Source organism: Mesorhizobium sp. M0077 (genome assembly GCF_040322955.1).
Lineage (GTDB): Bacteria > Pseudomonadota > Alphaproteobacteria > Rhizobiales > Rhizobiaceae > Mesorhizobium.
Genome location: NZ_JAMYUL010000009.1, coordinates 222591 through 248019, shown reverse-complemented (window position 1 = coordinate 248019; position 25429 = coordinate 222591). Strand labels below are relative to the sequence as shown.

Genomic DNA, 25429 nt, shown 5'->3' with positions numbered 1-25429 from the left:
CGGAAATGGTTATGCCCGGCGACAACATCACGGTCGATGTCGAGCTGATCGTGCCGATCGCCATGGAAGAGAAGCTGCGCTTCGCCATCCGTGAAGGCGGCCGCACCGTCGGTGCCGGCATCGTCGTCACCATCAAAGAGTAATTTGGACTTAAACCGATCTGTCGCGGGCGCAGGATTTGCCCGCGCCGCGCCAGAACAAGGAAGTGACGCATGAACGGACAGAATATCCGCATCCGCCTGAAGGCGTTTGATCACCGCGTGCTCGACGCCTCGACGAAAGAAATCGTGTCGACGGCCAAGCGCACCGGAGCAAACGTCCGCGGCCCCATTCCGCTGCCGACGCGGATCGAAAAGTTCACGGTCAACCGGTCGCCTCACGTCGACAAGAAGAGCCGCGAGCAGTTCGAGATGCGCACGCACAAGCGTCTGCTCGACATCGTCGATCCGACCCCGCAGACGGTCGATGCTTTGATGAAGCTCGATCTGGCCGCCGGTGTCGACGTCGAGATCAAGCTCTAAGGGAATGAGAGCGCGGTAAGGGGCGGTGCCCCTGGCCCGGAACTCTAAAGGAATTGAACCGATGCGTTCAGGTGTGATTGCAAAGAAGGTGGGAATGACCCGCATCTATAATGATGCCGGGGAACATGTTCCCGTCACCGTTCTTCAGATGGAGAACTGCCAGGTCGTGGCTCAGCGCACGCAGGAGAAGAACGGCTATACCGCCGTCCAGCTCGGCGTTGGCCTTGCCAAGGTGAAGAACACGTCGAAGGCGATGCGCGGCCATTTCGCGACCGCTTCCGTCGAGCCGAAGGCGAAGGTCGCCGAGTTCCGCGTCTCCGCTGACAACATGATCGATGTCGGCGCCGAGATCACCGTCGAGCACTTCGTCGCCGGCCAGAAGGTCGATGTGACGGGGACGACAATCGGCAAGGGTTTCCAGGGCGTCATCAAGCGCCACCACATGGGTGGTGGCCGCGCGACGCACGGCAACTCGGTTTCGCACCGTACGCACGGTTCGACCGGCCAGCGTCAGGACCCGGGCAAAGTGTTCAAGGGCAAGCATATGGCTGGCCACATGGGCGACACCCGCGTTACCACACAGAATGTCGAGATCGTTTCGACCGACGCCGATCGCGGCCTGATCCTGATCCGCGGTGCGGTTCCCGGATCGAAGGGCGCCTGGATCCTGGTCCGCGATGCGGCCAAGGTGGCACTGCCGGCCAATGCGCCGAAGCCTGCCGCGATCCGCGCCGTTGCCGCCGAGAATGGCGCCAAGAACGAGGCTCCGGCCGCAGAGGGAGCAGAATAATGGATCTCAAGATCACAACGCTTGGCGGCAAGGACGCCGGCAAGGTGAAACTCTCCGAGGAGATTTTCGGCCTTGATCCGCGCGAGGACATCCTGCAGCGCGTCGTGCGCTGGCAGCTGGCCAAGCGCCAGCAGGGCACGCACAAGGCCAAGGGCCGCGCCGAAATCGCGCGCACCGGCGCCAAGATGTACAAGCAGAAGGGTACGGGCCGCGCCCGTCACCATTCGGCACGCGCTCCGCAGTTCCGCGGCGGCGGCAAGGCCCACGGCCCGGTCGTTCGCAGCCACGAGCACGATCTGCCGAAGAAGGTGCGCGCTCTGGGCTTGCGGCATGCTCTCTCGGCCAAGGCCAAGAGCGCGTCGATCATCATCATCGACGAGCTGAAGCTGACCGAGGCCAAGACGAAGGCGCTGATCGCGAATTTCGCGACGCTGGGCCTGACCAACGCCTTGGTGATCGGCGGTGCCGAGCTTGACCAGAACTTCAAGCTGGCGGCGACCAACATCCCGAACATCGACGTGCTGCCCATCCAGGGCATCAACGTCTACGACATTCTGCGCCGCGGCACGCTGGTCCTTTCGAAGGCCGCCGTCGAGGCTCTCGAGGAGCGCTTTAAATGACCGACCTCCGTCATTACGACGTGATCGTCTCGCCGGCGATCACCGAAAAGTCGACCATGGCTTCCGAGAACAACCAGGTTGTTTTCAACGTCGCCAAGAAGGCGTCGAAGCCGGAAATCAAGGCCGCTGTCGAAGCGCTGTTTGGCGTCAAGGTTACGGCCGTGAACACGCTTGTCCGCAAGGGCAAGATCAAGCGCTTCCGCGGCACGATCGGCCGCCAGAGCGACGTCAAGAAGGCGATTGTGACACTGGCCGACGGCCAGTCGATCGACGTCGCGACGGGTCTCTGAGCTAGGCCGCGAGGACAACAAACATGGCACTTAAAAAATTCAACCCGGTAACGCCGAGCACCCGCCAGCTGGTCATCGTCGACCGCTCGGGCCTCTACAAGGGCAAGCCCGTCAAGGGCCTGACCGAAGGCCTGACCAAGTCGGGCGGCCGCAACAATCACGGCCGCATCACGGCCCGCTTCATCGGCGGCGGTCACAAGCGTTCGTACCGCATCATCGACTTCAAGCGCCGCAAGTTCGACGTCGTCGGCACGGTCGAGCGCATTGAATACGATCCGAACCGCACCGCCTTCATCGCGCTGATCAAGTATGACGATGGCGAGCTGTCCTACATCATCGCTCCGCAGCGCCTTGCCGCCGGCGACAAGATCGTGGCCGGTGAATCGGTCGACGTGAAGCCAGGCAATGCGATGCCGCTGGCCTCGATGCCGGTCGGCACGATCGTCCATAACATCGAGCTGAAGCCGGGCAAGGGCGCCCAGGTTGCCCGCTCGGCAGGTGGCTACGGACAGCTGGTCGGTCGCGACCAGGGCATGGCGATCCTGCGCCTCAACTCGGGCGAGCAGCGGGTCGTTCACGGCTCCTGCATGGCCACCGTCGGCGCCGTGTCGAACCCCGACCACGGCAACATCAACGACGGCAAGGCCGGCCGCACGGTCTGGCGCGGCAAGCGCCCGCACAATCGCGGCGTGACCATGAACCCGGTCGACCATCCGCATGGCGGTGGTGAAGGCCGCACCTCCGGTGGCCGTCATCCGGTCAGCCCGTGGGGCAAGCCGACCAAGGGCAAGAAGACGCGGTCCAACAAGGCGACCGACAAGTTCATCCTGCGCTCGCGCCATCAGCGCAAGAGCTAAGAAGAGGTAACGCCAAGTGACTCGTTCTATTTGGAAAGGCCCCTTCATCGACGGCTACCTTCTCAAGAAGGTGGACAAGGTTCGTGAAGGTGGTCGCAATGAGGTGATCAAGATGTGGAGCCGTCGCTCCACCATCCTGCCGCAGTTCGTCGGCTTCACCTTCGGTGTCTACAACGGCCAGAAGCATGTTCCCGTCTCGGTGAACGAGGACATGGTCGGTCACAAGTTCGGTGAATTCGCTCCGACCCGGACCTATTACGGTCACGGCGCGGATAAGAAGGCGAAGAGGAAATAATCATGGGCAAGGCCAAAGCTCCGCGCAGGCTTGCTGACAACGAAGCGCGCGCCGTTCTGCGCACGATCCGTATCAGCCCGCAGAAGCTGAACCTGGTTGCCGCGCTGATCCGCGGCAAGAAGGTCGCGACAGCGCTTTCCGATCTCGAATTCTCGGCCAAGCGGATTTCCGGCACGGTCAAGAAGACGCTGGAATCGGCGATCGCCAACGCGGAAAACAACCACGACCTCGACGTCGATGCGCTGATCGTGGCGGAAGCCTATGTCGGCAAGTCGATCGTCATGAAGCGGTTCCATGCTCGTGGCCGCGGTCGCGCCAGCCGTATCGAAAAGCCGTTCTCGCACCTCACGATCGTCGTTCGTGAAGTCGAAGAAAAAGGGGAGGCCGCATAATGGGCCAGAAAGTCAATCCGATCGGTCTGCGCCTCGGCATCAACCGCACCTGGGATTCGCGCTGGTTCGCGAACACCGGCGAGTACGGCAAGCTGCTGCATGAGGACATCAAGATCCGCAAATATCTTGAAAAGGAACTCAAGCAGGCTGCGATTTCGAAGGTCGTGATCGAGCGCCCGCACAAGAAGTGCCGCGTCACCATCCATGCGGCGCGCCCGGGCCTGATCATCGGCAAGAAGGGCGCCGACATCGAGAAGCTTCGCAAGAAGCTGATGGAGATGACGAAGTCCGAGACGCACTTGAACATCGTTGAAGTGCGCAAGCCGGAAATCGACGCGACCCTGGTCGCCCAGTCGATCGCCCAGCAGCTCGAGCGTCGTATCGCGTTCCGCCGCGCCATGAAGCGCGCCGTTCAGTCGGCCATGCGCCTGGGCGCCGAAGGCATCCGCATCAACTGCGCCGGCCGTCTCGGCGGCGCCGAGATTGCGCGCATGGAATGGTACCGCGAGGGCCGCGTGCCGCTGCATACGCTGCGCGCCGATGTCGACTATGGCACGGCCGAGGCGCACACGGCTTACGGCATCTGCGGCGTCAAGGTCTGGGTGTTCAAGGGCGAAATCCTCGAGCACGATCCGATGGCTTCGGAGCGTCGCGCGACCGAGGGTGATGCTGCGCATGGCGGTGGTGGTGATCGCGAACGCGGTCGTCGTCGCGAAAACGCCTGATTATTTAGGAATTTGGAGTTAGAACGATGCTGCAGCCAAAGCGCACAAAGTTCCGCAAGCAGTTCAAGGGCCGTATCCATGGTACCGCAAAGGGCGGCACCAACCTGGATTTCGGTGGTTTCGGGCTGAAGGCGCTTGAGCCGAACCGCGTCACCGCGCGTGAGATCGAAGCGGCCCGCCGCGCGATCACTCGTGAGATGAAGCGTGCCGGCCGCGTGTGGATCCGTATTTTCCCTGATGTGCCGGTGACGTCGAAGCCGACTGAAGTGCGCATGGGCAAGGGCAAGGGCGCTGTCGATTACTGGGCGGCGCGCGTAAAGCCGGGCCGCATCATGTTCGAGATCGACGGCGTCAACGAAGAAACCGCCCGTGAGGCGCTGCGTCTCGGCGCGGCCAAGCTCTCGGTCAGGACGCGCTTCGTACAGCGCATCGCAGAATAAGGACGGGCTGATCATGAAAGCCGAAGACATCCGGACCAAGACCCAGGACCAGCTGACCGACGATCTGGCCAGCCTGAAGAAGGAGCAGTTCAACCTGCGCTTCCAGAAGGCCACCGGCCAGCTCGAGAAGACCGCGCGCGTGCGGCAGGTTCGCAAGGACATTGCGCGTATCAAGACCATCGCTGCGGAAAAGTCCGCGGCCAAGAAGGCTTAAGGACGAAAATCATGCCAAAGCGCATTCTGCAGGGCACTGTCGTCAGCGACAAGAACGAGAAGACGGTAGTCGTCAAGGTCGAACGGCGCTTCACGCATCCCGTGATGAAGAAGACCGTGCGCATGACCAAGAAGTACAAGGCGCACGACGAGAACAACGCCCACAAGGTCGGCGATCAGGTGTTCATCCAGGAATCGAAGCCGATTTCCAAGGACAAGCGCTGGATCGTCGTGTCTTCGGACCAGGCGTAACAAACCGAATTTTGGACAGACCGGGGAGGGGCTTTGAGCCCGTCCCGTTAGAAGAGAAGAAGGCGGCCAGTCATGATTCAGATGCAAACAAACCTCGACGTCGCGGATAATTCCGGCGCCCGTCGTGTCATGTGCATCAAGGTGCTGGGCGGCTCGAAGCGGAAATACGCTTCCGTAGGCGACATCATCGTGGTGTCGATCAAGGAAGCCATTCCGCGCGGCCGCGTTAAGAAGGGCGATGTGATGAAGGCGGTCGTGGTTCGCACGGCCAAGGACATCCGCCGCCCGGACGGCAGCGTGATCCGTTTCGACAAGAACGCGGCCGTTCTCGTCGACAACAAGAAAGAGCCGATCGGCACGCGTATCTTCGGACCGGTTCCGCGCGAACTCCGCGCCAAGAACCACATGAAGATCATCTCGCTCGCGCCTGAAGTGCTGTAAGGAGCCGGACCAATGCAAAAGATTAGAAAAGGCGACAAGGTCGTCGTGCTGGCCGGCAAGGACAAGGGCCGTTCGGGCGAAGTCCTTTCGGTTCAGCCGAAGGAAGACACCGCGCTGGTGCGCGGCGTCAACATGATCCGTCGTCACCAGAAGCAGTCCCAGTCCCAAGAGGGCGGGATCATCACCAAGGAAGCGCCGATCCAGCTGTCGAACATCGCGCTGGCCGACCCCAAGGATGGCAAGCCGACCCGCGTCGGCTTCATCTTCCAGAAGGACGGCAAGAAGGTGCGCGTCGCCAAGCGCTCGGGAGAAGTCATCAATGGCTAAGGCTCAAACCACGAAGCCCAAGGCTGAAAGCAAACAGTCCAAGGCCCAGAACACGCCGCGCCTCAAGCAGGTCTACAACGAGACCATCCGCAAGGCGCTGCAGGAGCAGTTCGGTTACGAGAACGAGATGCAGGTTCCGCGCATCGACAAGATCGTGCTGAACATGGGCGTCGGCGAAGCGACCGCGGATTCGAAGAAGCCTTCGATCGCGGCCGAAGACCTGGCGATGATCGCCGGCCAGAAGGCCGTCGTCACCCGCGCCCGTAATTCGATCGCCGGCTTCAAGGTCCGCGAGAAGATGCCGATCGGCGCCAAGGTCACGCTGCGCAAGGAACGCATGTACGAGTTCCTCGACCGTCTCGTGAACATCGCACTGCCGCGCGTCCGCGACTTTCGCGGACTGAATCCGAAGAGCTTCGATGGCCGTGGCAACTACGCCATGGGCATCAAGGAACACATCGTGTTCCCGGAGATCAACTACGACAAGGTTGATCAGATCTGGGGCATGGACGTCATCGTTTGTACGACTGCGAAAACGGACGACGAAGCCAGGGCGTTGCTCAAGGCCTTCAACTTCCCCTTCCGCCAGTAACGGCAGCGAGAAAAGGAAAAATCTGAAATGGCAAAGACCAGCTCAGTCGAGAAGAACAACAGGCGCCGCAAGCTTGCCGACCAGTACGGTCCCAAGCGCGCAGCGCTCAAGGCGATCATCATGGACCAGTCCAAGCCGATGGAAGAGCGTTTCCGCGCTCAGCTGAAGCTTGCTGCCCTGCCGCGCAACTCGGCCAAGATCCGCATCCGCAACCGCTGCGAAGTTACCGGCCGTCCGCGCGCCTATTATCGCAAGCTCAAAGTATCGCGCATCGCGCTTCGTGATCTCGGCAATAACGGCCAGATCCCGGGCCTGGTCAAGTCGAGCTGGTAAGGAGGACATAACATGTCATTGAGCGATCCTCTCGGCGATATGCTGACCCGCATCCGCAACGCGTATGGCCGTAAGAAGTCGAGCGTTTCGACGCCGGCCTCGCGCCTGCGTACCCGCGTCCTCGACGTGCTGAAGGCTGAAGGCTATATCCGCGACTACAGCCAGACCGACTTCGACAACGGCAAGTCCGAAATCGAAATCGAGCTGAAGTATTTCGACGGTGCTCCGGTCGTGCGCGAAATCGCCCGCGTCTCGAAGCCTGGCCGCCGCGTTTACGTCTCGGCCAAGTCGATCCCGCACGTCGCCAACGGCCTCGGCATCGCCATCCTTTCGACGCCGAAGGGCGTGATGGCCGATCACGAAGCACGCGAACAGAATGTCGGCGGCGAAATCCTCTGCCAGATTTTCTAATTCGGCAGACCTGAAACAAGAGAAGTGACGAGGACAACCAAATGTCTCGTATTGGAAAGAAACCCGTTTCGCTGCCGCAGGGCGTGACCGCGACCGTCAACGGCCAGACCGTGACGGCGAAGGGCCCCAAGGGCGAGCTGAAGTTCGTGGTGAACGACGAAGTGCTGGTCAAGATGGAAGGCAGCGAAATCGCTGTCCAGCCGCGCGACCAGACCAAGACCGCCCGCTCCAAGTGGGGCATGTCGCGCACGCAGATCGTCAACATCCTGCAGGGCGTCAAGGACGGTTTCGAGAAGAAGCTCGAGATTACCGGCGTCGGCTATCGCGCGGCACTCCAGGGCAAGAACCTGCAGCTGGCGCTTGGCTTCAGCCACGACGTCGTTTACGAGACGCCGGCCGGCATCACGATCACTGTGCCGAAGCCGACGGAAATCACCGTGACCGGCATCGACAAGCAGCAGGTCGGCCAGGTTGCAGCCGAGATCCGCGAGTATCGCGGTCCCGAGCCCTACAAGGGCAAGGGTGTCCGCTATGCCGGCGAGAAGATCGTCCGCAAGGAAGGCAAGAAGAAGTAGTAGGCCTGGCCCCGAAAAGTTGCAGACTCTTCGGAAAAGGCCAGGCCAAAGAAGTGCAACGCCGCGGGGAGCAGTCGCGGGAGGCGCTTTCGCCTACCGCACATGGCGGCCCCCGTTTTTTGAAGGCAAGGAAGACTATCATGGCTACCAAGGAATCCATCCAGCGCCGCGCGCAGCGCGTCCGCCGCCAGATCAAGAAGGTCGCCGGCGAACGTCCGCGTCTCTCGGTTCACCGCACGTCGAAGAACATCTACGTGCAGGTCATCGACGACGCCAAGGGCCATACCATCGCGGCTGCATCGACACTCGAGAAGGACCTCAAGGGTTCGCTCAAGACCGGCGCCGACACCGAGGCAGCAGCCGCTGTTGGCAAGCTGATCGCCGAGCGCGCTTCGAAGGCCGGCGTCAAGGAAGTCGTCTTCGACCGCGGCGCCTACATCTATCACGGCCGCGTCAAGGCGCTGGCCGAGGCTGCCCGTGAAGGCGGTCTGAGCTTCTAATTGCCTGTTCCGAACCGAAGGTCAGCGCAGCAAAAAGTTGCAGACTTTTCGGTCAAGATCATGCAAGGAAAAATAATTCGCCCCCGGTGACCCAAAGAGGCGCACCGGATCTTATCAGCAACCGTGCTTCCGGAAAAGAACAAGGAACAGGATATGGCACAGGAACGTAGGGATGGCGGCCGCGGCCGCGATCGTGAAGAACGCGATGACGGCATGGTGGACAAGCTCGTCCACATCAACCGCGTCGCCAAGGTCGTCAAGGGCGGCCGTCGCTTCGGTTTTGCAGCACTCGTCGTCGTCGGCGACCAGAAGGGCCGTGTCGGCTTCGGTCACGGCAAGGCGCGCGAAGTGCCGGAAGCGATCCGCAAGGCAACCGAGTCGGCCAAGCGCGACATGATTTTCGTGCCGCTGCGCTCGGGCCGCACGCTGCACCACGACGTCGAAGGACGCTGGGGCGCCGGACGCGTGCTGCTGCGCGCTGCCAAGCAGGGTACCGGCATCATCGCCGGCGGCCCGATGCGCGCTGTCTTCGAGACGCTCGGCATGCATGACGTGGTCGCCAAGTCGATGGGTTCGTCGAACCCCTACAACATGGTTCGTGCCACATTCGACGCGCTGAAGAGCCAGATGCATCCCAAGGATGTGGCTGCTGCGCGCGGCATCAAATATTCGACCCTTCAGGCCCGCCGCGGCACCGCCGTTGCGGCTGAAGAATAGTCGATCTGACCAGGGATTTTGACCATGGCCAAGAAAGCAACCAAGACCATCACCGTTGAGCAGATCGGTTCGCCGATCCGCCGCCCGAAGGAACAGCGCGCAACGCTGGTCGGCCTCGGCCTCAACAAGATGCACAAGCAGCGCACGCTGGAGGACACTCCCTCGGTGCGCGGCATGATCGCTGCCGTCCAGCATCTCGTCCGCGTCGTGGACGAGGGCTGAGCAAAAGCGCAGGAGAACCCAGATGAAACTCAACGATCTGCGTGACAAGGACGGCGCGACGCACTCCAAGAAGCGTCTCGGCCGTGGCATCGGCTCCGGCTCGGGCAAGACCGGCGGTCGCGGCGTCAAGGGCCAGAAGGCGCGCTCCGGCGTTGCCATCAACGGCTTCGAGGGCGGCCAGATGCCGCTCTATCGGCGCCTGCCGAAGCGTGGCTTCAATAACATCTTCGCCAAGAGCTTTGTCGTCGTGTCGCTGGCTCGTATCCAGACGGCGCTCGATGCCAAGAAGCTCGACGCCAAGGCGACCGTGACGGCCGAGGCACTCGTTGCCGCCGGCGTCATCCGCCGCGTCAAGGACGGCGTGCGCATCCTCTCGGACGGCGAGCTCAAGGCAAAGCTTGCCTTCGACGTCGCCGGCGCCTCCAAGGCCGCGATCGAGAAGATCGAAAAGGCCGGCGGTTCGGTCAAGCTGCCGGAAGCGGCAGCGGAGTAACGGCAATTTGAAGCGCGGTCGGCAGGAACGGTATCCGTTTTTGTTCACGATTGCGCTTTGATCCGATCAATTAGGCGGCCGCGTCAACGCGGCCGCTTGCATGTTTAGAGCCCGGAGCTTATCTCGTGAGCTTCGGTGCCACGCGCCGCCTGAGCTGCGGGCATCGAGCGTGACATACAAATCAAAGAAGTAGCGCATGACGTTGTCCGAAAACCGCTTCACACTTTTCGGCATCATGCTCTAGCGGAGAATCAGGCATGGCTTCGGCTGCTGAACAACTAGCCTCGAATCTGAATTTTGCGGCTTTCGCCAAGGCGGAGGACCTGAAGAAGCGAATCTGGTTCACCGTCGGCGCGCTGCTCGTCTATCGCCTCGGCACCTATATCCCGCTGCCCGGCATCAATCCGGATGCATTCGCGCAGGCCTTCTCTTCGCAGGCCAAGGGCGTGCTCGGCATGTTCAACATGTTCGCCGGCGGCGCCGTGCAGCGCATGGCGATCTTCGCGCTCGGCATCATGCCTTATATCTCAGCCTCCATCATCATGCAGCTGATGACCTCGGTCATTCCGTCGCTGGAAGCGCTGAAAAAGGAAGGCGAGCAGGGCCGCAAGGTCATCAACCAGTACACGCGCTACGGCACGGTACTCCTGGCGCTGGTGCAGGCCTACGGCATTTCAGTGGGCCTGGAAGGCGGCAACGGCATCGTCAACGATCCCGGCATGTTCTTCCGCATCTCGACCGTCGTCACGCTGGTTGGCGGCACCATGTTCCTGATGTGGCTGGGCGAGCAGATCACCGCCCGCGGCATCGGCAACGGCATTTCGCTGATCATTTTCTCCGGCATCGTCGCTGGCCTGCCGCGCGCCATCTCCGGCACGCTGGAGCTCGGCCGCACCGGCGCCCTATCGACCGGGCTGATACTCGCGATCATCGTGCTGGCCATCATCGTCATCGCGCTGATCGTGTTCTTCGAGCGCGCGCAGCGCCGCCTGCTGATCCAGTATCCGAAGCGCCAGGTCGGCAACCGCATGTTCCAGGGCGATACCTCGCATCTGCCGCTGAAGCTCAACACGTCGGGCGTCATTCCGCCGATCTTCGCGTCGTCGCTGCTTTTGCTGCCGGCAACGGTCGCTGGCTTCTCGCAGACGACAAACCTGCCGGCCTGGGCAAGCACCGTGCTCGCTTCGCTCGGCCACGGCCAGCCGCTCTACATGCTGTTCTATGCGGCAATGATCGTGTTCTTCGCCTTCTTCTACACGGCCATCGTGTTCAATCCGAAGGACACCGCCGACCAGCTCAAGAAGCATTCCGGCTTCATTCCGGGCTACCGTCCGGGTGAGCGCACCGCCGATTACATCGACTATGTCCTGACGCGCATCACCGTCGTCGGCGCCATCTATCTGGTGCTGGTGTGCCTGCTGCCCGAGTTCCTGATTTCGGCAACTGGCGTACCATTCTACCTCGGTGGCACATCGCTTCTGATCGTGGTCAGTGTAACCCTCGATACGGTGGCGCAGATCCAGGGTCACCTGATCGCGCACCAGTATGAGGGCCTGATCAAGAAGTCGAAGCTGCGCGGGGGGAAGAAGGCCAGATGAGATTGATATTGCTTGGGCCGCCAGGAGCGGGCAAGGGGACGCAAGCACAAAGACTGGTAGAAAAATACGGCATACCGCAGCTGTCGACGGGCGACATGCTGCGGGCCGCCGTACAGGCCGGCACTGAAGTCGGCAAGCGCGCCAAGGCGGTGATGGATGCCGGCGAGCTGGTTTCCGACGCCATTGTCAACGCGATCGTGGCCGAGCGCATCGACCAACCCGATTGCACCAGCGGTTTCATCCTCGACGGATATCCGCGCACGCTGGTGCAGGCTGATGCGGTTGAATCGATGCTCGCCGAGCGCGGCATTGGCCTCGATGCCGTGATCGAGTTCGTCGTCGACGACAAAGCGTTGGTCGGCCGCATCGTCAAGCGCGCCGACGACGCCAAGGCCGCCGGACAGCCGGTGCGCAAGGACGACAATCCGGTGGTGTTCGAAGAGCGCCTGCGGGAATATTACAAGAAGACGGCGCCGCTGATCGGCTATTATTACGCCAAACGCTCGCTTAGGAGTGTCGACGGCATGGCTCCTGTCGACACCGTGACGGCGGAGATTGAAGCGCTGCTCGCGGCGGTGACGCGGGAGACCGTTACGGTAAAGTAAAGATTGCGCTTGACTGGAACGGTTCGCTGGGTTATGGCGGCCCGTCTTCCTATCAGGCATGAGGCTTGCTTGTCCGCAAGGGCAAGGCAGCCGCATTGAAACTAGGGAACTCCCGCAAGGGCCGGCCTCCACCGGACGCGGGGTAATTTGAACAGCGCCGCGCGTGCCTTATTTTGAAGGCCGGCCGGTCCCACATGGAGAAGAGAAGAATATGGCTCGTATAGCCGGCGTCAACATTCCGACCAACAAGCGCGTCGTCATTGCGCTTCAGTACATTCACGGCATTGGCAAGAAGTTCGCCCAGGAGATCGTCGACAAGGTCGGCATCCCGGCCGAGCGCCGCGTCAACCAACTGACCGACGCGGAAGTGCTGCAGATCCGCGAGACCATCGACCGCGACTACCAGGTCGAAGGCGACCTGCGCCGCGAAGTGTCGATGAACATCAAGCGTCTCATGGACCTCGGCTGCTACCGCGGCCTGCGTCACCGCCGTTCGCTGCCGGTTCGCGGTCAGCGCACGCACACCAATGCACGCACCCGCAAGGGCCCGGCCAAGTCGATCGCCGGCAAGAAGAAGTAAGTGAGCGATAGCGAGTAGCCATTAGCGAGTAGGGGTCCCTGTTCGCTAGTCCCTGCTCACTACTCGCTTTCAAAGGTGGAGCCGCTGGCATTACGGCGGTGTAGAGATCAACTGAAAGGACTATCATGGCCAAGGAAGCCGCTCGTGTTCGCCGTCGTGAACGCAAGAACATCTCGTCGGGCGTTGCCCACGTCAATTCGACCTTCAACAACACGATGATCACCATCACCGACGCGCAGGGCAATTCCATTGCCTGGTCGTCGGCCGGTGCCCAGGGCTTCAAGGGTTCGCGCAAGTCAACCCCGTTCGCCGCCCAGATGGCTGCCGAAGACGTCGCCAAGAAGGCCCAGGAACACGGCATGCGCATGCTCGAAGTCGAGGTCTGCGGACCCGGCTCCGGTCGTGAATCGGCGCTTCGCGCCCTGCAGGCGGCCGGCTTCACCATCACCTCGATCCGTGATGTGACGCCGATCCCGCACAATGGCTGCCGCCCGCGCAAGAAGCGCCGCGTCTAAGACATTACCGAACGCCGCGTGAGCGCCTCAAGGCGCTCCTCCACGGCACTCCAGGTCGCCCGCCACGATTGGATGGTGGTGGGTCAACGGAAGGAAAGCATCATGATCCAGAAAAATTGGCAGGAACTGATCAAGCCGAACAAGATCGAGTTCTCGTCGAAGAAGAAGACGCTGACCACGCTGGTCGCCGAGCCGCTCGAGCGTGGCTTCGGCCTGACGCTCGGCAACGCGCTGCGCCGCGTGCTTTTGTCTTCGCTGCGCGGTGCGGCTGTCACCGCCGTGCAGATCGACGGCGTTCTGCATGAATTCTCGTCGATTGCCGGCGTGCGTGAGGACGTGACCGACATCGTCCTCAACATCAAGGAAATCGCCATCCGCATGGAAGGCGATGGTCCCAAGCGCATGGTCGTTCGCAAGCAGGGCCCGGGTGCGGTTCTGGCTGGCGACATCCAGACGGTTGGCGACGTCGAGATCCTCAACCCCGACCACGTCATCTGCACGCTGGACGAGGGCGCTGAAATCCGCATGGAATTCACCGTCGACACCGGCAAGGGTTACGTGCCGGCCGACCGCAACCGCGCCGAAGACGCGCCGATCGGCCTGATCCCGGTCGACAGCCTGTATTCGCCGGTCAAGAAGGTCTCCTACAAGGTCGAGAACACCCGCGAGGGCCAGGTTCTCGACTATGACAAGCTGACCATGACTATCGAGACCGACGGTTCGATCTCGGGCGAGGACGCGGTGGCTTTCGCTGCCCGCATCCTGCAGGACCAGCTTGGCCTGTTCGTCAATTTCGACGAGCCGCAGAAGGAAGTCGCCACCGAGGCCGTCACCGAGCTCGCCTTCAACCCGGCGCTGCTCAAGAAGGTGGACGAACTCGAGCTTTCGGTGCGTTCGGCCAACTGCCTGAAGAACGACAACATCGTCTACATCGGCGATCTTATCCAGAAAACCGAAGCCGAGATGCTGCGCACCCCGAACTTCGGCCGCAAGTCGCTGAACGAGATCAAGGAAGTGCTCGCGGCGATGGGCCTGCACCTCGGCATGGAAGTGCCGGACTGGCCGCCGGAAAACATCGAAGACCTCGCCAAGCGTTACGAAGACCAATATTGAGCATGAATTTCCAAGGATCGGCGGCGTGGGCCGCTCGATCCGACGGTCATGCGGAAAACCATCAGAGGCCACGGCCTCTTGAACAACTGAAGAAGGAAAAGAGCCATGCGCCACGGTTTTAAAGGCCGCCGCTTCGCCCGAAGCATTAGCCATCGCAAGTCGATGTTCGCCAACCTCGCCGTGTCGCTGCTCGAGCACGAACAGATCGTCACCACCCTGCCGAAGGCGAAGGATTTGCGTCCGATCGTCGAGAAGCTGGTGACGCTCGGCAAGCGCGGCGACCTGCATGCGCGCCGCCAGGTCATTGCCCAGATCGGCAATGAAGGCGTCGTCAAGCGTCTGTTCGACACCATCGCGCCGCGCTACGCCACCCGCAATGGCGGCTATCTGCGCATCATGAAGGCCGGCTTCCGCCACGGCGACAATGCCGCCATGGCAGTCATCGAGTTCGTCGATCGCGACACCTCGGCCAAGGGCGCCGGCGACCGCGCCCGCATCGAGGCCGAAGGCACCGACGAGGAAGCCGCTGCCGCATAAGGCTCGGTTTTTCAGGAATGACTTCAAGGGGCCTTCGGGCCCCTTTTTGTTACCGGCGTCCTACGTTTAGCGTGTCTTACGTTTAGCGAGTAAGCATCAGGTAGTCGCGACCGCTAAGCAGATTCCAATTGAAGGCGCCGGGAATCTCTTCGAACGCCGGTTGGGGATAGGAATAGATACTGTCGAGGGTGGCGCGGGAATCTATATCGCTGACCACTCGCGACACGGTGGAATTGGTCAGGTATTTTTGGGCGTCCCCATCTTCGATGAAGTCTGTATCGACTCGGAAATGAATCTGAACGGGACCCGCGCAGATGTTCAGCAATATTTCGTCGCTCAAGGCGGCGTAGAACACCGCTGCCTCTTCTGGAGCCCAAAGGCCGGCAGTCAAGAATTCCGAAGGTGTCGTCTCTCCACTGAACCCATCCAATGAGAGCACAAGGCGATCGGTGAGAACCTCAAAATCACCTTCGAGATAGCCCGCTTCTTCGATCTGAAACCAGTTCATCCAATGAGGTGCTTCTTCATCAAAGGAAATTTCGAGCTTTCCGAAAGTCCAATAGACCGGAATCGTCTCTGCATGTTCCGTGATCCAGCCGTCAGGCGGACCTAGCATACTGGCGATGTCGATCATTTTCAGAGAAGGGAAAACAGGCCCAAAAGTGCCGGTCTTCAAAAAGTCACGGAATGACAGGAGTTGTTTTTTCATGAAGGTCGACGCAGGTTTTCAGTTTCAAGCCGACCTATAGCTGCTTTGCGGGCCAGAATAATCAGATTTCAGGGGCTTAGCCTTTCATTTTGCACAATCGTCGGGACAATGGCGCCCGACCTGGAGGATTCGGAATGCACTTCAAACGGCTGTTTCTTGTTGCCCTTTGCGCGCTGGCCGCCTTTGCCGCGGCACCGGCCGTGAAAGACGCCCTGGCCGAGGACGCCGCCAAGCCAGCCGATCCGGGGCTCTCCGATGTGCTGACCGACCTCTTGCATGGCGTCGAGGGCGAGAACGGCACCTCCGGTCCCGACAAGCGCGTGCCGTTCGGCCGCGAAGAGGTGCAGCTGTCGTTTGCGCCCCTGGTCAAGCAGACGGCGCCGGCCGTGGTCAATGTCTATGCGTCGCAGACGGCCAAGGTCACGTCGCCCTTTGACGGCGATCCGTTCTTCGAGGAATTTTTCGGCCGCGCGCAGCCGCGCGCGCAATCCTCGCTCGGCTCGGGCGTGCTGGTCGACCCGAGCGGCGTCGTCGTCACCAATTTCCACGTGATCAAGGATGCCGACGAGGTCAAGGTCGCGACCGCCGACGGGCGCGAATTCACCTCGAAGGTCATGCTCAAGGACGAGACGCTCGACCTCGCCGTGCTCAAGATCACCTCCGACAAGCCGTTTCCGGTGATCGCCATCGGCGATTCCGACGCGCTCGAGGTCGGCGACCTGGTGCTGGCCATCGGCAATCCGTTCGGCGTCGGCCAGACCACCACCAGCGGCATCGTTTCGGCGCTTGCCCGCAGCCATATCGGCGTTTCGGATTCGGGCTACTTCATCCAGACCGACGCCGCCATCAATCCCGGCAATTCCGGCGGCGCGCTGATCAACATGGGCGGCCAGCTGGTCGGCATCAACACCGCCATCTACAGCCGCAGCGGCGGCTCGATCGGCATCGGCTTTGCCATCCCCGCCAACATGGTGCGCGCCTTCGCCGACGCGGCCAAGGCCGGGCTCGATTTCTTCGAGCGGCCCTATATAGGCGCCGAATTCGAAGCGGTCACACCGCAGATCGCCGAATCGCTCGGCATGGAGAAGCCGACCGGCGCGCTGGTGTCGTCGGTTGAGGAAGCCGGACCGGCGGCCAAGGCAGGGCTGAAGCCCGGCGATGTCGTGCTGCAGCTCAATGGCACGACGGTCGAAGGCATCGAGGCGCTGGATTACCGCATGGCGACCCTGTCGATCGGCACCAAGGCGACCTTCGCCATCCTGAGCAAGGGCCAGCAGGCGACGATGGAGATTGCACTGGAGCGCGCGCCGGAAGGCGCCAAGGCGTCGGAAGTGACCCTGCATGGCCGCAGCCCGTTCTCCGGCGCCAAGGTCGCGGAACTGTCGCCCAGGCTCGCCCAGCGCCTCGGCCTGCGCACCGACCTCAAGGGCGTCACCGTGGTCGACATCAACCGCGATTCGCCGGCCGCCGATTTCGGCTTCCAGCCGGGCGACATCGTGCGCGAGGTGAACGGCACGACGGTCGATACGGCGGCGACACTGGCGCAGCTTGCCCAGCAGGATACACGCTGGTGGCGCTTTACCGTCGAGCGCGGCGGGCAGATACTGCGCCAGGTGTTGCGTTACTGAGGCGATCTTCCCATTTCTGAGGATCGTGCTCCAACCAGAAGACCTAGATGGCCGATCTGTTCAGCGTCGATGAACCGGAAAGAGCGCCGCCCGGCCGGCCTTTGGCCGATCGGCTGCGTCCGAAAAACCTCGGCGAGGTTGTCGGCCAGGAGCATTTGACCGGGCCGGACGGCGCGCTGACGCGGTTGATCAACTCCGGTTCGCTCGGCTCGATGATTTTCTGGGGGCCACCCGGCACCGGCAAGACCACGGTGGCGCGGCTGCTGGCCGGCGAGACCAGCCTTGCCTTCGAGCAGATCTCAGCGGTGTTTTCCGGCGTTGCCGATTTGAAGAAAGTGTTCGAGGCGGCAAAGCTGCGTCGCACCAATGGCCGCCAGACGCTGCTGTTCGTCGACGAGATCCATCGCTTCAACCGCGCCCAGCAGGATTCGTTTCTCCCGGTCATGGAGGACGGCACCGTCGTGCTGGTTGGCGCCACGACCGAAAATCCGTCCTTCGAGCTGAACGCCGCGCTTCTGTCGCGCGCGCGGGTGCTGGTGTTTCACTCGCTGGGCGAGGACAGCATTGCCAAGCTGATGACGCGCGCGGAGGAGACGGAGGGCAGGGCGCTGCCGCTCGACGACGAGGCGCGGGCGATGCTCATCCGCATGAGCGATGGCGACGGCCGGGCCTCGCTGACGCTGGCCGAGGAAGTCTGGCGCGCCGCCAAACCCGGCGAGGTTTTCGATCCCGAAGGGCTGCAGCGCATCGTCCAGCGCCGCGCGCCGATCTATGACAAGGGCCAGGACGGTCACTACAATCTGATCTCGGCGCTGCACAAATCGGTGCGTGGGTCCGACCCGGACGCGGCGCTTTATTATCTTGCCCGCATGTTCGACGCCGGCGAGGATCCGCTCTATCTCGGCCGCCGGCTGGTGCGCATGGCGATGGAGGATATCGGGCTGGCCGACCCGCAGGCGCTGGTTATCGCCAACGCCGCCAAGGACGCCTACGACTATCTCGGCTCGCCCGAAGGCGAACTGGCCTTCGCCGAGGCCACCGTCTATCTCGCCACCGCGCCCAAATCCAACGCCGTCTATACCGCCTTCAAGGCAGCCACGCGGGCGGCGAAGGAGTTCGGTTCGCTGCTGCCGCCCAAGCACATCCTCAACGCGCCGACCAAGCTGATGAAAGAGGAGGATTACGGCGCCGGCTACCGCTACGATCACGACCAGCCCGATGCCTTTTCCGGCCAGGACTATTTCCCCGAAAAGATGGGCCGGCAGACCTTTTACGATCCGCCCGAACGCGGCTTCGAGCGCGATATCAAGAAACGGCTGGACTATTGGGCAAAGCTGCGCAGCGAGCGGGAAAAATAGGTGCGCGGGACAAACGGGACGAACTCGGCCTGCCCGCGATGAACTGAAATTCTGTCCCCGCCAGTCACAGCAGTGTGATTGTACCGCATGACAAAAAGCCCTATCACGTCGCATGACTCGGCCGGGAGGCTGCCAGGACGGGCGATAATTCGGAACGGGGACAGCGCGCCGCGCGAACAGAAAATGACAAAATCCCTTCGCAAAACGCTTCGCCAGGCTGTGATTGCTGTCCCGCTGCTCGCGCTCGGCTTCTATTTCATTCCGATCCTGACCACGATCTGGATCGTCTGCGGCCTGATCGATGTGCTGCGCAACGCCAGCAAGGATCTGTCGCTGTTGCGCGGCTATTTCCTCGGCAATGGCATCTTCACCTGGCTGCTGTCGCCCTTCAATCTGCTGGTGGACCTCGTTTGCTACGGCAACCCGGGTGTGTGGAAGCTGGAGCAGTTTCCTGCCGATTATCAGCGCGAGGTCAACGAGGTTCTTGATGTCTTCAAGGCGCGCAAGGACGAGATCATCGCCGATATCGACGCCAATTTCGGCACCGGTCGTCGCGGCATGTATGTCTATCAGTGGTACGGCAAGCACCGGATCGACAATGTTGCGGAATTCAACAAGGATTTCAAATACATCAAGACCATTGCCGTATCTGTCTTCAGAGGCAAGGAATCGACTTCCTGGCATTTCGGACCGCTGCGGCTCAGCCTGCGCATCCTCTACAATCTCTTGCCGGTGAAGGCAGAGGTTTTCGTCGAATGCAACGGCGCGAGGAATTACTGGCACGACAACCCGCTCTATATTTTCGACGACACGCTGCTGCACCGCTCGGTCAACGAGTATGACGGACGCCGCTACTGCGTGTTCATGGACATAATCCGCCCGTCGCCGTTCCCCGGCTTCATCGCCGGACTTCTGGCCATCGTTTCGGTCACCGTCGAGCGCATCAATTCCATGTTCTACAAGAACTGGAAGATGATCGGCTCGAGCAAGGCAAAGAAGGTCGAGACGACCTGAGGCGTTGGCCTGAAGGGGTTGACCGCACTGCCTTGGCCGGGCAGTAAACGGGCATGTTCAATCTGCTTCTTGTTGTGGTCGGCGGCGGCATCGGCGCCGGCATCCGCCACCTGACCAACATCGGCGCCTTGCGCCTCGTCGGTCCCAACTACCCCTGGGGGACGATGGCGATCAACATCGTCGGCTCCTTTGCCATGGGGCTGTTCATCGCCGCGCTGATGCGGCGCGGCGGTTCCAATGAGCTCCGGCTGTTCGTCGCCACCGGCATCCTTGGCGGCTTCACCACCTTCTCCGCCTTTTCGCTCGATTTCGCGACCCTATGGGAGCGCGGAGCGACGCTGCCGGCGTTGGGATATGCGCTGGCCAGCGTCGTTGGCGCCATTATCGCCCTGTTTCTGGGACTTTGGCTCGCAAGAACCGTTTCATAGTGTTATTGCCCCGACCTGGAGCACGCCGCATCCTCTGGACGCGCTGCAGAAACTTTGATCTTGCGCATGATCCTTTCCGAAAGCCGGAGTAGATTTCGGGGTCACGCGTTAGAAACGGATAAAGCGAAAATCATGGCAGGCGTAGAACAGATCACGGTGGAGGCCGGCGAGGCGGGCATGCGGCTCGATCGCTGGTTCAAGACCCATTTCCCCGGTCTCGGCTTTGGCCATCTGCAGAAGTTGCTGCGCTCGGGCCAGATCCGCGTCGATGGCGGCCGGGTCAAGGCCGACAGCCGTGTCGAGCCCGGCCAGGTGGTGCGTGTGCCGCCGCTCGAGGTCGACAAGAAGGGCGAGAGTGCGCTTACGGGTTACTCGATCCGCAACCAGGGCGACGCCGATGTGCTGGCCAAGATGCTGATCCACGAAGATCCAAAAGTCTTCGTCTTCAACAAGCCGGCGGGCCTGGCGGTGCAAGGCGGCTCGGGCGTCACCCGCAATGTCGACGACATGCTGGAGGCCTGGCGCAGCCAGAAGGGCGAGAAGCCGCGCCTGGTGCACCGGCTCGACCGCGACACGTCGGGCGTGTTGGTGGTTGCCCGCACCAGGCTTGCGGCGATGAAGCTTTCCGAGTCATTCCGGGCGCGCGAGACCAAGAAGACCTATTGGGCGCTGGTCAAGGGCGTCCCGCCCAAGCGTGAGGACAAGATCTCGACCTGGCTGATCAAGGAGCCGACCGAGGACGGCGACCGCGTGCGCGTGGCAGCCCATGGCGAAAAGGGCGCCGACCACGCCGTGTCCTACTATCGCATCATCGAGCAGGCGGCTCAGACGATGACTTGGCTGGAAATGGAGCCGTACACTGGCCGCACCCACCAGCTGCGCGTTCATGCCGCCTATATCGGCTGCCCGATCCTCGGCGACCCCAAATATTTCGAGGCCGACACCAACTGGGACTTTCCGGGCGGCATTCAGAACCGCCTGCATCTGCATGCGCGCCGCATCGTCATTCCGCACCCGGACAAGGGCATCATCGACGTCACCGCGCCGATGCCGCCGCATATGCGCCAGAGCTGGAACCTGATCGGCTTCGACGACGCCAGCGCGGAGGACTGACATTGGCCGTTGCCTCGGCATTGGATCGCCGCGATGCGGTCGATCTGGCGGCTGCTTCCATCATGGTCGGGCTGACCTTTTCCTGGGGGCTGAACTACGTCGCCGCCAAGATCTCCTATGCCGGCTTCGATCCGGTTTTCGTCTCGATCGCACGTTCGATCATTGGCGGGCTCTGTGTGCTCGGCTGGTGCTGGCTGCGCGGCATCAGGTTGTTTAAGGCCGACGGGTCGCTTGTCGCCGGCATCATTGTCGGCGTGCTGTTCGGCGTCGAGTTCCTGTGCCTCTATATCGGGCTGGAATACACGACCGTTGCTCGCAACACACTGCTGGTCAACACCATGCCGTTCTGGGTCCTGATCGGCGGCCATTTCCTGCTCGGTGAGCGTATCAACGCGCGCAAGCTTGGCGGGCTCGTTCTCGCCTTCTGCGGCCTGGTGGCGGTGTTTTCCGACGGGATTGCCGGCGGCACCGAGATGACCTTGATGGGCGATCTGCTCAGCCTCGGCTCCGGTATCCTGTGGGCGGCGACCAGCATCGTCATCAAGCGTTCGAAACTGGTCGAGACCAGTGCCGAGAAATTGCTGCTTTATCAGTTGGCCGGTGCGGCCATTGTCGGTGTCCTGGTGATGCCTTTCGCCGGCCCGCCGATCCGCGCGGTCAGTGCCTTGCCGGCATTGGCGCTGCTGTTCCAGTCGCTCTATATAGTTGCCTTCACCTATGTGCTGTGGTTCTGGCTGCTCAGGCGCTATCCGGCATCGGCCCTGTCGAGCTTCGCTTTCCTGTCGCCGGTGTTCGGCGTCCTCTGCGGCGCTATCATTCTGGGCGAGGCGCCGACGACCAGGATCTTTGTGGCGCTTGGGCTGATCGCTGTCGGCCTGATCATCGTCAACCGGCCGGCGCGCAAGCAGGTACCTGGATAGAAAGTTCGACCATGCGTGACATCCTCAACGACCTCGAAGCGGGAAAGCATCTGTCCGATCCGGATCCGGTCCGCCGCGCGCAGATCCAGATGAAGACGCACCTGCCGAAGCGCTTCTACAAGGACGTGTCGGTCGTAGCTGTGGAGGACGGTTTTGCCGTCCACCTCGATGGCAAGCCGGTGCGCACGCCGGGCAAGGCGCTGCTGGCGCTGCCGACCGAAAACGCCGCCGCCCTGGTCGCCAATGAGTTCGCTGCACAGGGCGAGACCATCGACCCGGTCACGATGCCGGTGCTGCGTCTGGTCAACACCGCCATCGACGGCGTCGCCAGCGACCCGCAGGCGGTGCTGGAGGACGTCTTGCGCTTCGCCTCGTCCGATCTGACCTGCTACCGCGCCGACGCGCCGCAGGGGCTGGTCGAGCGGCAGAACCAGCATTGGGATCCGGTGATCGACTGGGCGAGGGCGACATTAGGGGCTCGGTTCAATCTCGCCGAGGGCATCATCCATGTCGAGCAGCCGCGCGAAAGCATCGCCGTCCTCGGCGCCCATCTTGCCCAGCGTGCCGAGCCGCTGCGGCTGGCCGCAATCCATGTCATGACTTCGCTGACCGGGTCGGCGCTGCTGGCGCTGGCGGTCGATTACGGTGCGCTCGATGGCGATGCGGCTTGGGCCGCCGGCCATGTCGACGAGGACTGGCAGATCGAGCATTGGGGCCAGGATGCCGAGGCTGTCGCACGCCGCTCGGCCCGCAAACGCGACATGATGGCGGCCGTCGGCCTGCTCGATGCGCTGAAGACCTGATCCTCGGCCTTTGCCGCACTGCACCTAATACCAAAGTCATAAATCCAAGGTCTGTCTGCCTCCGGCGGTCGCTTTCTGTCATTTTTTACGCCGATGGCTGGTTCGAGTCGCGTTCGGAGGGAGCGCCGACGATGACGCCCAGCGTCGAAGGCAGACGATTCACGGGAGGACAGTTCAATGGCATTGGCATCGACCGCCGGCGGAGCCAGCCGCGGCATGACACGAGAGGAGAAGAAGGTCATCTTCGCCTCCTCACTGGGCGCGGTTTTCGAATGGTATGATTTCTATCTCTACGGAGCGTTGGCCGGCGCGATCGGCTTGACCTTCTTCAACTCGTTTCCCGAAAGCACCCGCTACATCTTCACGCTGCTGGTCTTCGCCGCCGGCTTCATCGTGCGCCCGTTCGGCGCGCTGGTGTTCGGCCGCATCGGCGATCTCGTCGGCCGCAAATACACATTCCTTGTCACCATCATGATCATGGGTCTGTCGACTTTCCTTGTCGGCCTGCTTCCGGGTTCAGAGACACTGGGCATTCTGGCGCCGATCCTGTTGATCGCGCTGCGCATGCTGCAGGGCCTGGCGCTTGGCGGCGAGTACGGCGGCGCCGCGACCTATGTCGCGGAACATGCGCCGGATGACCGTCGCGGCTTCTACACGTCATGGATCCAGACGACGGCGACGCTCGGCCTTTTCCTGTCGCTGATTGTCATCCTGCTGGTGCAGAATTCGGTAAGCAAGGACGCCTTCAACGCCTGGGGATGGCGCATTCCGTTCCTGGTCTCGGCCATCCTGCTCGGCATTTCGGTCTGGATCCGGCTGTCGCTTTCGGAATCGCCGACCTTCCTGCGCATGAAGGAGGAGGGCAAGAGTTCCAAGGCGCCGCTGTCGGAAGCCTTCGGCCAGTGGAAAAACGCCAAGATCGCCATCCTGGCGCTGTTCGGCCTCACCGCCGGTCAGGCCGTGGTCTGGTACAATGGTCAGTTCTACGCACTGTTCTTCCTGGCCAATGTGCTCAAGGTCGACGCGCAGTCGGTGAACATCATGATCGCCATTGCGCTGGCACTCGGTACGGGCTTCTTCGTCTTCTTCGGCTGGCTGTCCGACAAGATCGGCCGCAAGCCGATCATCATGGCCGGCCTTGCGCTGGCGGTCGTCACCACCTTCCCGCTGTTCAAGGCGTTGACCTGGGCCGCCAATCCGGCGCTCGCCACCGCACAGCAGAACACGCGCGCCACGGTGACGGCGGCTCCGGGAGACTGCAACTTCCAGTTCAATCCGACCGGAACACGCGTACCGGTGAGTTCGTGCGATATCGCGACCGATTTCCTTGCCAAGAACTCGGTGCCTTACGACATCGTCTCGACGGCGGCGGCGGGGACCCCGGCGAGTGTCATGATCGGCAGCGAAACCGTGGCGTCTTATGATGCCACGGCCGCGGGCGACAAGAAGGCTGCCAGCGACGCTGCCTTCAAGAAGGGTATCAACCTCGCGCTTCAGAGTGGCGGTTATCCGCTGAAGCGTGCTGCCGCCAAGGTTGCCGACCAGAAGCTCGACGCCTTTGTCGCGGCCAATCCTGAACTGAAGCTCGACGCGGCAGCCATCCGCGCCGGCGAAAAGACTGCGGTCCCGACCGAACAGGCGATCAAGGACAAGGTGCTGACCAAGGACGAAGCCGCGGGCGCCACCGAGGTGACCGTCTACAGCGTTCCGGCAGCGGGCGCGTTCGCGATGTTTGCCGACCCCGCACAGGTCAACTGGGCCAAGGTCATCGGCATCCTGTTCATCCTGGTCCTCTACGTGACCATGGTCTATGGGCCGATCGCGGCGATCCTGGTCGAGATGTTCCCGACCCGCATCCGCTACAGCGGCATGTCACTGCCCTATCACATTGGCAATGGCTGGTTCGGCGGGCTGCTGCCCGCGATCGTGTTCGCGTTCAGCGCCTACAAGGGCGATATCTACTATGGCCTTTGGTATCCGGTGGTGATCGCGGCGGTGACGCTGATCATCGGCATGATCTTCGTCAGGGATACGCTCGGCACCGACCTGCATACCAAGCAGTAGCCGACGGCCCTGTATCAAACAAAAAACCCGGCGCGAGCGATCGCGCCGGGTTTTTGATTTGTGGGCCTGTTCGATCTATCAGCGCGGAAGACGCCTAGCTCTTGCGAGGCTGTTCGGCCTCCGCAATGGCGGCCTCATGATACCAGGCCTCGCCATGGTGAAGCGGGTGATCGCGCAGCGAAGCAAGCTCTGCCGCAAACTTTGCCTTTACGCCTAAATTTGAGGCACCCGCACGCGCTGCCACCGGGAACATCAGGATTTTGGCCGACGGACGGGCTGAGGTGATTTCCATGGTCGGTCTCCTTTCTTGTGGAGAGGCTCTTCGATTCATCTTTCCATCAAGGTAGGTCCTGCAATCCTTTTAGGCAAGATGCCTAAAGAAAGATCGGCATTTGCCTGTTATTTAAGCAAATTCTGCCTTTGATTGATCCGGGCGCA

General features: G+C 61.9%; 38 protein-coding genes. 36 read left to right on the top strand and 2 right to left on the bottom strand.

Annotated features, from left to right (window positions below; genetic code table 11):
- The 28 genes from NKJ57_RS19355 to rplQ all read left to right on the top strand — a co-directional run.
- The coding region (locus tag NKJ57_RS19355) for an EF-Tu C-terminal domain-related protein (RefSeq protein WP_023796561.1) at positions 1 to 143 on the top strand (143 nt) is incomplete at its 5' end.
- Positions 144 to 212: 69 nt separating this feature from the next.
- Positions 213 to 521: a 30S ribosomal protein S10 gene (gene rpsJ / locus NKJ57_RS19350; protein WP_010909272.1), complete on the top strand. Its 309-nt coding sequence runs from the start codon at positions 213 to 215 to the stop codon at positions 519 to 521.
- Between the two features lie 61 nt (positions 522 to 582).
- Positions 583 to 1311 carry a 50S ribosomal protein L3 gene (gene rplC / locus NKJ57_RS19345; RefSeq protein WP_352511939.1) on the top strand — a complete coding sequence of 243 codons (729 nt, stop codon included), beginning with the start codon at positions 583 to 585 and terminating at the stop codon, positions 1309 to 1311.
- Positions 1311 to 1931 (top strand): 50S ribosomal protein L4, encoded by a 621-nt coding sequence (gene rplD / locus NKJ57_RS19340; RefSeq protein WP_023672750.1) that lies wholly within the window; start codon positions 1311 to 1313, stop codon positions 1929 to 1931. Before rplC ends, rplD begins: the two co-directional genes overlap by 1 nt.
- Positions 1928 to 2221: a 50S ribosomal protein L23 gene (locus NKJ57_RS19335; protein ID WP_023672751.1), complete on the top strand. Its 294-nt coding sequence runs from the start codon at positions 1928 to 1930 to the stop codon at positions 2219 to 2221. Before rplD ends, NKJ57_RS19335 begins: the two co-directional genes overlap by 4 nt.
- A gap of 23 nt (positions 2222 to 2244) precedes the next feature.
- Positions 2245 to 3078: a 50S ribosomal protein L2 gene (rplB, locus tag NKJ57_RS19330; RefSeq protein WP_023706515.1), complete on the top strand. Its 834-nt coding sequence runs from the start codon at positions 2245 to 2247 to the stop codon at positions 3076 to 3078.
- A 16-nt stretch (positions 3079 to 3094) separates the two neighbouring features.
- Positions 3095 to 3373 carry a 30S ribosomal protein S19 gene (gene rpsS, locus NKJ57_RS19325; RefSeq protein WP_006205463.1) on the top strand — a complete coding sequence of 93 codons (279 nt, stop codon included), beginning with the start codon at positions 3095 to 3097 and terminating at the stop codon, positions 3371 to 3373.
- 2 nt (positions 3374 to 3375) lie between these two features.
- Positions 3376 to 3765 carry a 50S ribosomal protein L22 gene (gene rplV / locus NKJ57_RS19320; RefSeq protein WP_006205462.1) on the top strand — a complete coding sequence of 130 codons (390 nt, stop codon included), beginning with the start codon at positions 3376 to 3378 and terminating at the stop codon, positions 3763 to 3765.
- Complete coding sequence (rpsC, locus tag NKJ57_RS19315; RefSeq protein WP_023672753.1) at positions 3765 to 4490, top strand: 30S ribosomal protein S3; 726 nt, start codon at positions 3765 to 3767, stop codon at positions 4488 to 4490. Before rplV ends, rpsC begins: the two co-directional genes overlap by 1 nt.
- Before the next feature lie 26 nt (positions 4491 to 4516).
- A complete protein-coding gene (gene rplP, locus NKJ57_RS19310; protein WP_006205460.1) occupies positions 4517 to 4930 on the top strand; it encodes a 50S ribosomal protein L16 in 414 nt (137 codons plus the stop codon).
- A gap of 13 nt (positions 4931 to 4943) precedes the next feature.
- Complete coding sequence (gene rpmC / locus NKJ57_RS19305) at positions 4944 to 5144, top strand: 50S ribosomal protein L29 (RefSeq protein WP_006205459.1); 201 nt, start codon at positions 4944 to 4946, stop codon at positions 5142 to 5144.
- Positions 5145 to 5155: 11 nt separating this feature from the next.
- On the top strand, positions 5156 to 5395 hold the full coding sequence (rpsQ, locus tag NKJ57_RS19300; RefSeq protein WP_010909280.1) for a 30S ribosomal protein S17: 240 nt from the start codon (positions 5156 to 5158) through the stop codon (positions 5393 to 5395).
- 72 nt (positions 5396 to 5467) lie between these two features.
- Complete coding sequence (rplN, locus tag NKJ57_RS19295) at positions 5468 to 5836, top strand: 50S ribosomal protein L14 (RefSeq protein WP_006205457.1); 369 nt, start codon at positions 5468 to 5470, stop codon at positions 5834 to 5836.
- 12 nt (positions 5837 to 5848) lie between these two features.
- Positions 5849 to 6163, top strand: a complete 315-nt coding sequence (gene rplX / locus NKJ57_RS19290) for a 50S ribosomal protein L24 (protein ID WP_013531428.1) — start codon at positions 5849 to 5851, stop codon at positions 6161 to 6163.
- Positions 6156 to 6755 carry a 50S ribosomal protein L5 gene (rplE, locus tag NKJ57_RS19285; RefSeq protein WP_023672755.1) on the top strand — a complete coding sequence of 200 codons (600 nt, stop codon included), beginning with the start codon at positions 6156 to 6158 and terminating at the stop codon, positions 6753 to 6755. Before rplX ends, rplE begins: the two co-directional genes overlap by 8 nt.
- Before the next feature lie 27 nt (positions 6756 to 6782).
- Complete coding sequence (gene rpsN, locus NKJ57_RS19280; protein ID WP_010909282.1) at positions 6783 to 7088, top strand: 30S ribosomal protein S14; 306 nt, start codon at positions 6783 to 6785, stop codon at positions 7086 to 7088.
- A 12-nt stretch (positions 7089 to 7100) separates the two neighbouring features.
- On the top strand, positions 7101 to 7499 hold the full coding sequence (gene rpsH, locus NKJ57_RS19275) for a 30S ribosomal protein S8 (protein ID WP_006205453.1): 399 nt from the start codon (positions 7101 to 7103) through the stop codon (positions 7497 to 7499).
- A gap of 41 nt (positions 7500 to 7540) precedes the next feature.
- Positions 7541 to 8074 carry a 50S ribosomal protein L6 gene (gene rplF / locus NKJ57_RS19270; RefSeq protein WP_023682603.1) on the top strand — a complete coding sequence of 178 codons (534 nt, stop codon included), beginning with the start codon at positions 7541 to 7543 and terminating at the stop codon, positions 8072 to 8074.
- A gap of 140 nt (positions 8075 to 8214) precedes the next feature.
- Positions 8215 to 8574 carry a 50S ribosomal protein L18 gene (rplR, locus tag NKJ57_RS19265; RefSeq protein WP_023682602.1) on the top strand — a complete coding sequence of 120 codons (360 nt, stop codon included), beginning with the start codon at positions 8215 to 8217 and terminating at the stop codon, positions 8572 to 8574.
- 153 nt (positions 8575 to 8727) lie between these two features.
- The gene (rpsE, locus tag NKJ57_RS19260) at positions 8728 to 9291 is read left to right on the top strand and encodes a 30S ribosomal protein S5 (RefSeq protein WP_006333394.1); all 564 of its coding nucleotides are present in this window, start codon (positions 8728 to 8730) and stop codon (positions 9289 to 9291) included.
- 24 nt (positions 9292 to 9315) lie between these two features.
- Entirely contained in the window at positions 9316 to 9513 is a 198-nt protein-coding gene (gene rpmD, locus NKJ57_RS19255) for a 50S ribosomal protein L30 (protein ID WP_006205449.1), read from the top strand.
- A 22-nt stretch (positions 9514 to 9535) separates the two neighbouring features.
- Positions 9536 to 10006 carry a 50S ribosomal protein L15 gene (gene rplO / locus NKJ57_RS19250; RefSeq protein ID WP_023672760.1) on the top strand — a complete coding sequence of 157 codons (471 nt, stop codon included), beginning with the start codon at positions 9536 to 9538 and terminating at the stop codon, positions 10004 to 10006.
- Positions 10007 to 10263: 257 nt separating this feature from the next.
- Positions 10264 to 11604 carry a preprotein translocase subunit SecY gene (gene secY / locus NKJ57_RS19245; protein WP_023672761.1) on the top strand — a complete coding sequence of 447 codons (1341 nt, stop codon included), beginning with the start codon at positions 10264 to 10266 and terminating at the stop codon, positions 11602 to 11604.
- Positions 11601 to 12209, top strand: a complete 609-nt coding sequence (locus NKJ57_RS19240; protein WP_023682600.1) for an adenylate kinase — start codon at positions 11601 to 11603, stop codon at positions 12207 to 12209. The genes secY and NKJ57_RS19240 overlap by 4 nt, the downstream gene beginning before the upstream one ends.
- A gap of 211 nt (positions 12210 to 12420) precedes the next feature.
- Positions 12421 to 12789 carry a 30S ribosomal protein S13 gene (rpsM, locus tag NKJ57_RS19235; protein WP_006205445.1) on the top strand — a complete coding sequence of 123 codons (369 nt, stop codon included), beginning with the start codon at positions 12421 to 12423 and terminating at the stop codon, positions 12787 to 12789.
- 125 nt (positions 12790 to 12914) lie between these two features.
- Positions 12915 to 13304, top strand: coding sequence for a 30S ribosomal protein S11 (gene rpsK / locus NKJ57_RS19230; RefSeq protein ID WP_006205444.1), 390 nt, complete (start codon positions 12915 to 12917; stop codon positions 13302 to 13304).
- 102 nt (positions 13305 to 13406) lie between these two features.
- Positions 13407 to 14417, top strand: a complete 1011-nt coding sequence (locus NKJ57_RS19225; protein ID WP_023682599.1) for a DNA-directed RNA polymerase subunit alpha — start codon at positions 13407 to 13409, stop codon at positions 14415 to 14417.
- A gap of 105 nt (positions 14418 to 14522) precedes the next feature.
- Positions 14523 to 14954 carry a 50S ribosomal protein L17 gene (gene rplQ / locus NKJ57_RS19220; protein WP_023682598.1) on the top strand — a complete coding sequence of 144 codons (432 nt, stop codon included), beginning with the start codon at positions 14523 to 14525 and terminating at the stop codon, positions 14952 to 14954.
- Positions 14955 to 15036: 82 nt separating this feature from the next.
- Here rplQ and NKJ57_RS19215 read toward each other — a convergent pair whose 3' ends face one another.
- Complete coding sequence (locus NKJ57_RS19215) at positions 15037 to 15663, bottom strand: hypothetical protein (RefSeq protein ID WP_023832214.1); 627 nt, start codon at positions 15661 to 15663, stop codon at positions 15037 to 15039.
- A 134-nt stretch (positions 15664 to 15797) separates the two neighbouring features.
- Between NKJ57_RS19215 and NKJ57_RS19210 the strand changes: the two genes are divergently transcribed.
- The 8 genes from NKJ57_RS19210 to NKJ57_RS19175 all read left to right on the top strand — a co-directional run bounded on the left by NKJ57_RS19210 (position 15798) and on the right by NKJ57_RS19175 (position 24991).
- Positions 15798 to 17291 (top strand): DegQ family serine endoprotease, encoded by a 1494-nt coding sequence (locus NKJ57_RS19210; protein ID WP_023736687.1) that lies wholly within the window; start codon positions 15798 to 15800, stop codon positions 17289 to 17291.
- Positions 17292 to 17338: 47 nt separating this feature from the next.
- Positions 17339 to 18649 (top strand): replication-associated recombination protein A, encoded by a 1311-nt coding sequence (locus NKJ57_RS19205; RefSeq protein WP_023682595.1) that lies wholly within the window; start codon positions 17339 to 17341, stop codon positions 18647 to 18649.
- 183 nt (positions 18650 to 18832) lie between these two features.
- Complete coding sequence (locus NKJ57_RS19200) at positions 18833 to 19663, top strand: aspartyl/asparaginyl beta-hydroxylase domain-containing protein (RefSeq protein WP_352511940.1); 831 nt, start codon at positions 18833 to 18835, stop codon at positions 19661 to 19663.
- Positions 19664 to 19716: 53 nt separating this feature from the next.
- A complete protein-coding gene (gene crcB / locus NKJ57_RS19195) occupies positions 19717 to 20091 on the top strand; it encodes a fluoride efflux transporter CrcB (protein ID WP_023688419.1) in 375 nt (124 codons plus the stop codon).
- Between the two features lie 132 nt (positions 20092 to 20223).
- Positions 20224 to 21204 carry an RluA family pseudouridine synthase gene (locus NKJ57_RS19190; protein ID WP_023726804.1) on the top strand — a complete coding sequence of 327 codons (981 nt, stop codon included), beginning with the start codon at positions 20224 to 20226 and terminating at the stop codon, positions 21202 to 21204.
- 62 nt (positions 21205 to 21266) lie between these two features.
- Positions 21267 to 22124 carry a DMT family transporter gene (locus tag NKJ57_RS19185; RefSeq protein ID WP_081726945.1) on the top strand — a complete coding sequence of 286 codons (858 nt, stop codon included), beginning with the start codon at positions 21267 to 21269 and terminating at the stop codon, positions 22122 to 22124.
- An 11-nt stretch (positions 22125 to 22135) separates the two neighbouring features.
- Complete coding sequence (locus NKJ57_RS19180; protein ID WP_352511944.1) at positions 22136 to 22927, top strand: ATP12 family chaperone protein; 792 nt, start codon at positions 22136 to 22138, stop codon at positions 22925 to 22927.
- A 177-nt stretch (positions 22928 to 23104) separates the two neighbouring features.
- Positions 23105 to 24991: an MFS transporter gene (locus NKJ57_RS19175; protein ID WP_352511945.1), complete on the top strand. Its 1887-nt coding sequence runs from the start codon at positions 23105 to 23107 to the stop codon at positions 24989 to 24991.
- A 94-nt stretch (positions 24992 to 25085) separates the two neighbouring features.
- Here the strand turns inward: NKJ57_RS19175 and NKJ57_RS19170 are convergent, their stop codons facing one another.
- Positions 25086 to 25283 (bottom strand): DUF2735 domain-containing protein, encoded by a 198-nt coding sequence (locus tag NKJ57_RS19170; protein WP_023698802.1) that lies wholly within the window; start codon positions 25281 to 25283, stop codon positions 25086 to 25088.
- Between the last annotated feature and the right edge of the window lie 146 nt (positions 25284 to 25429).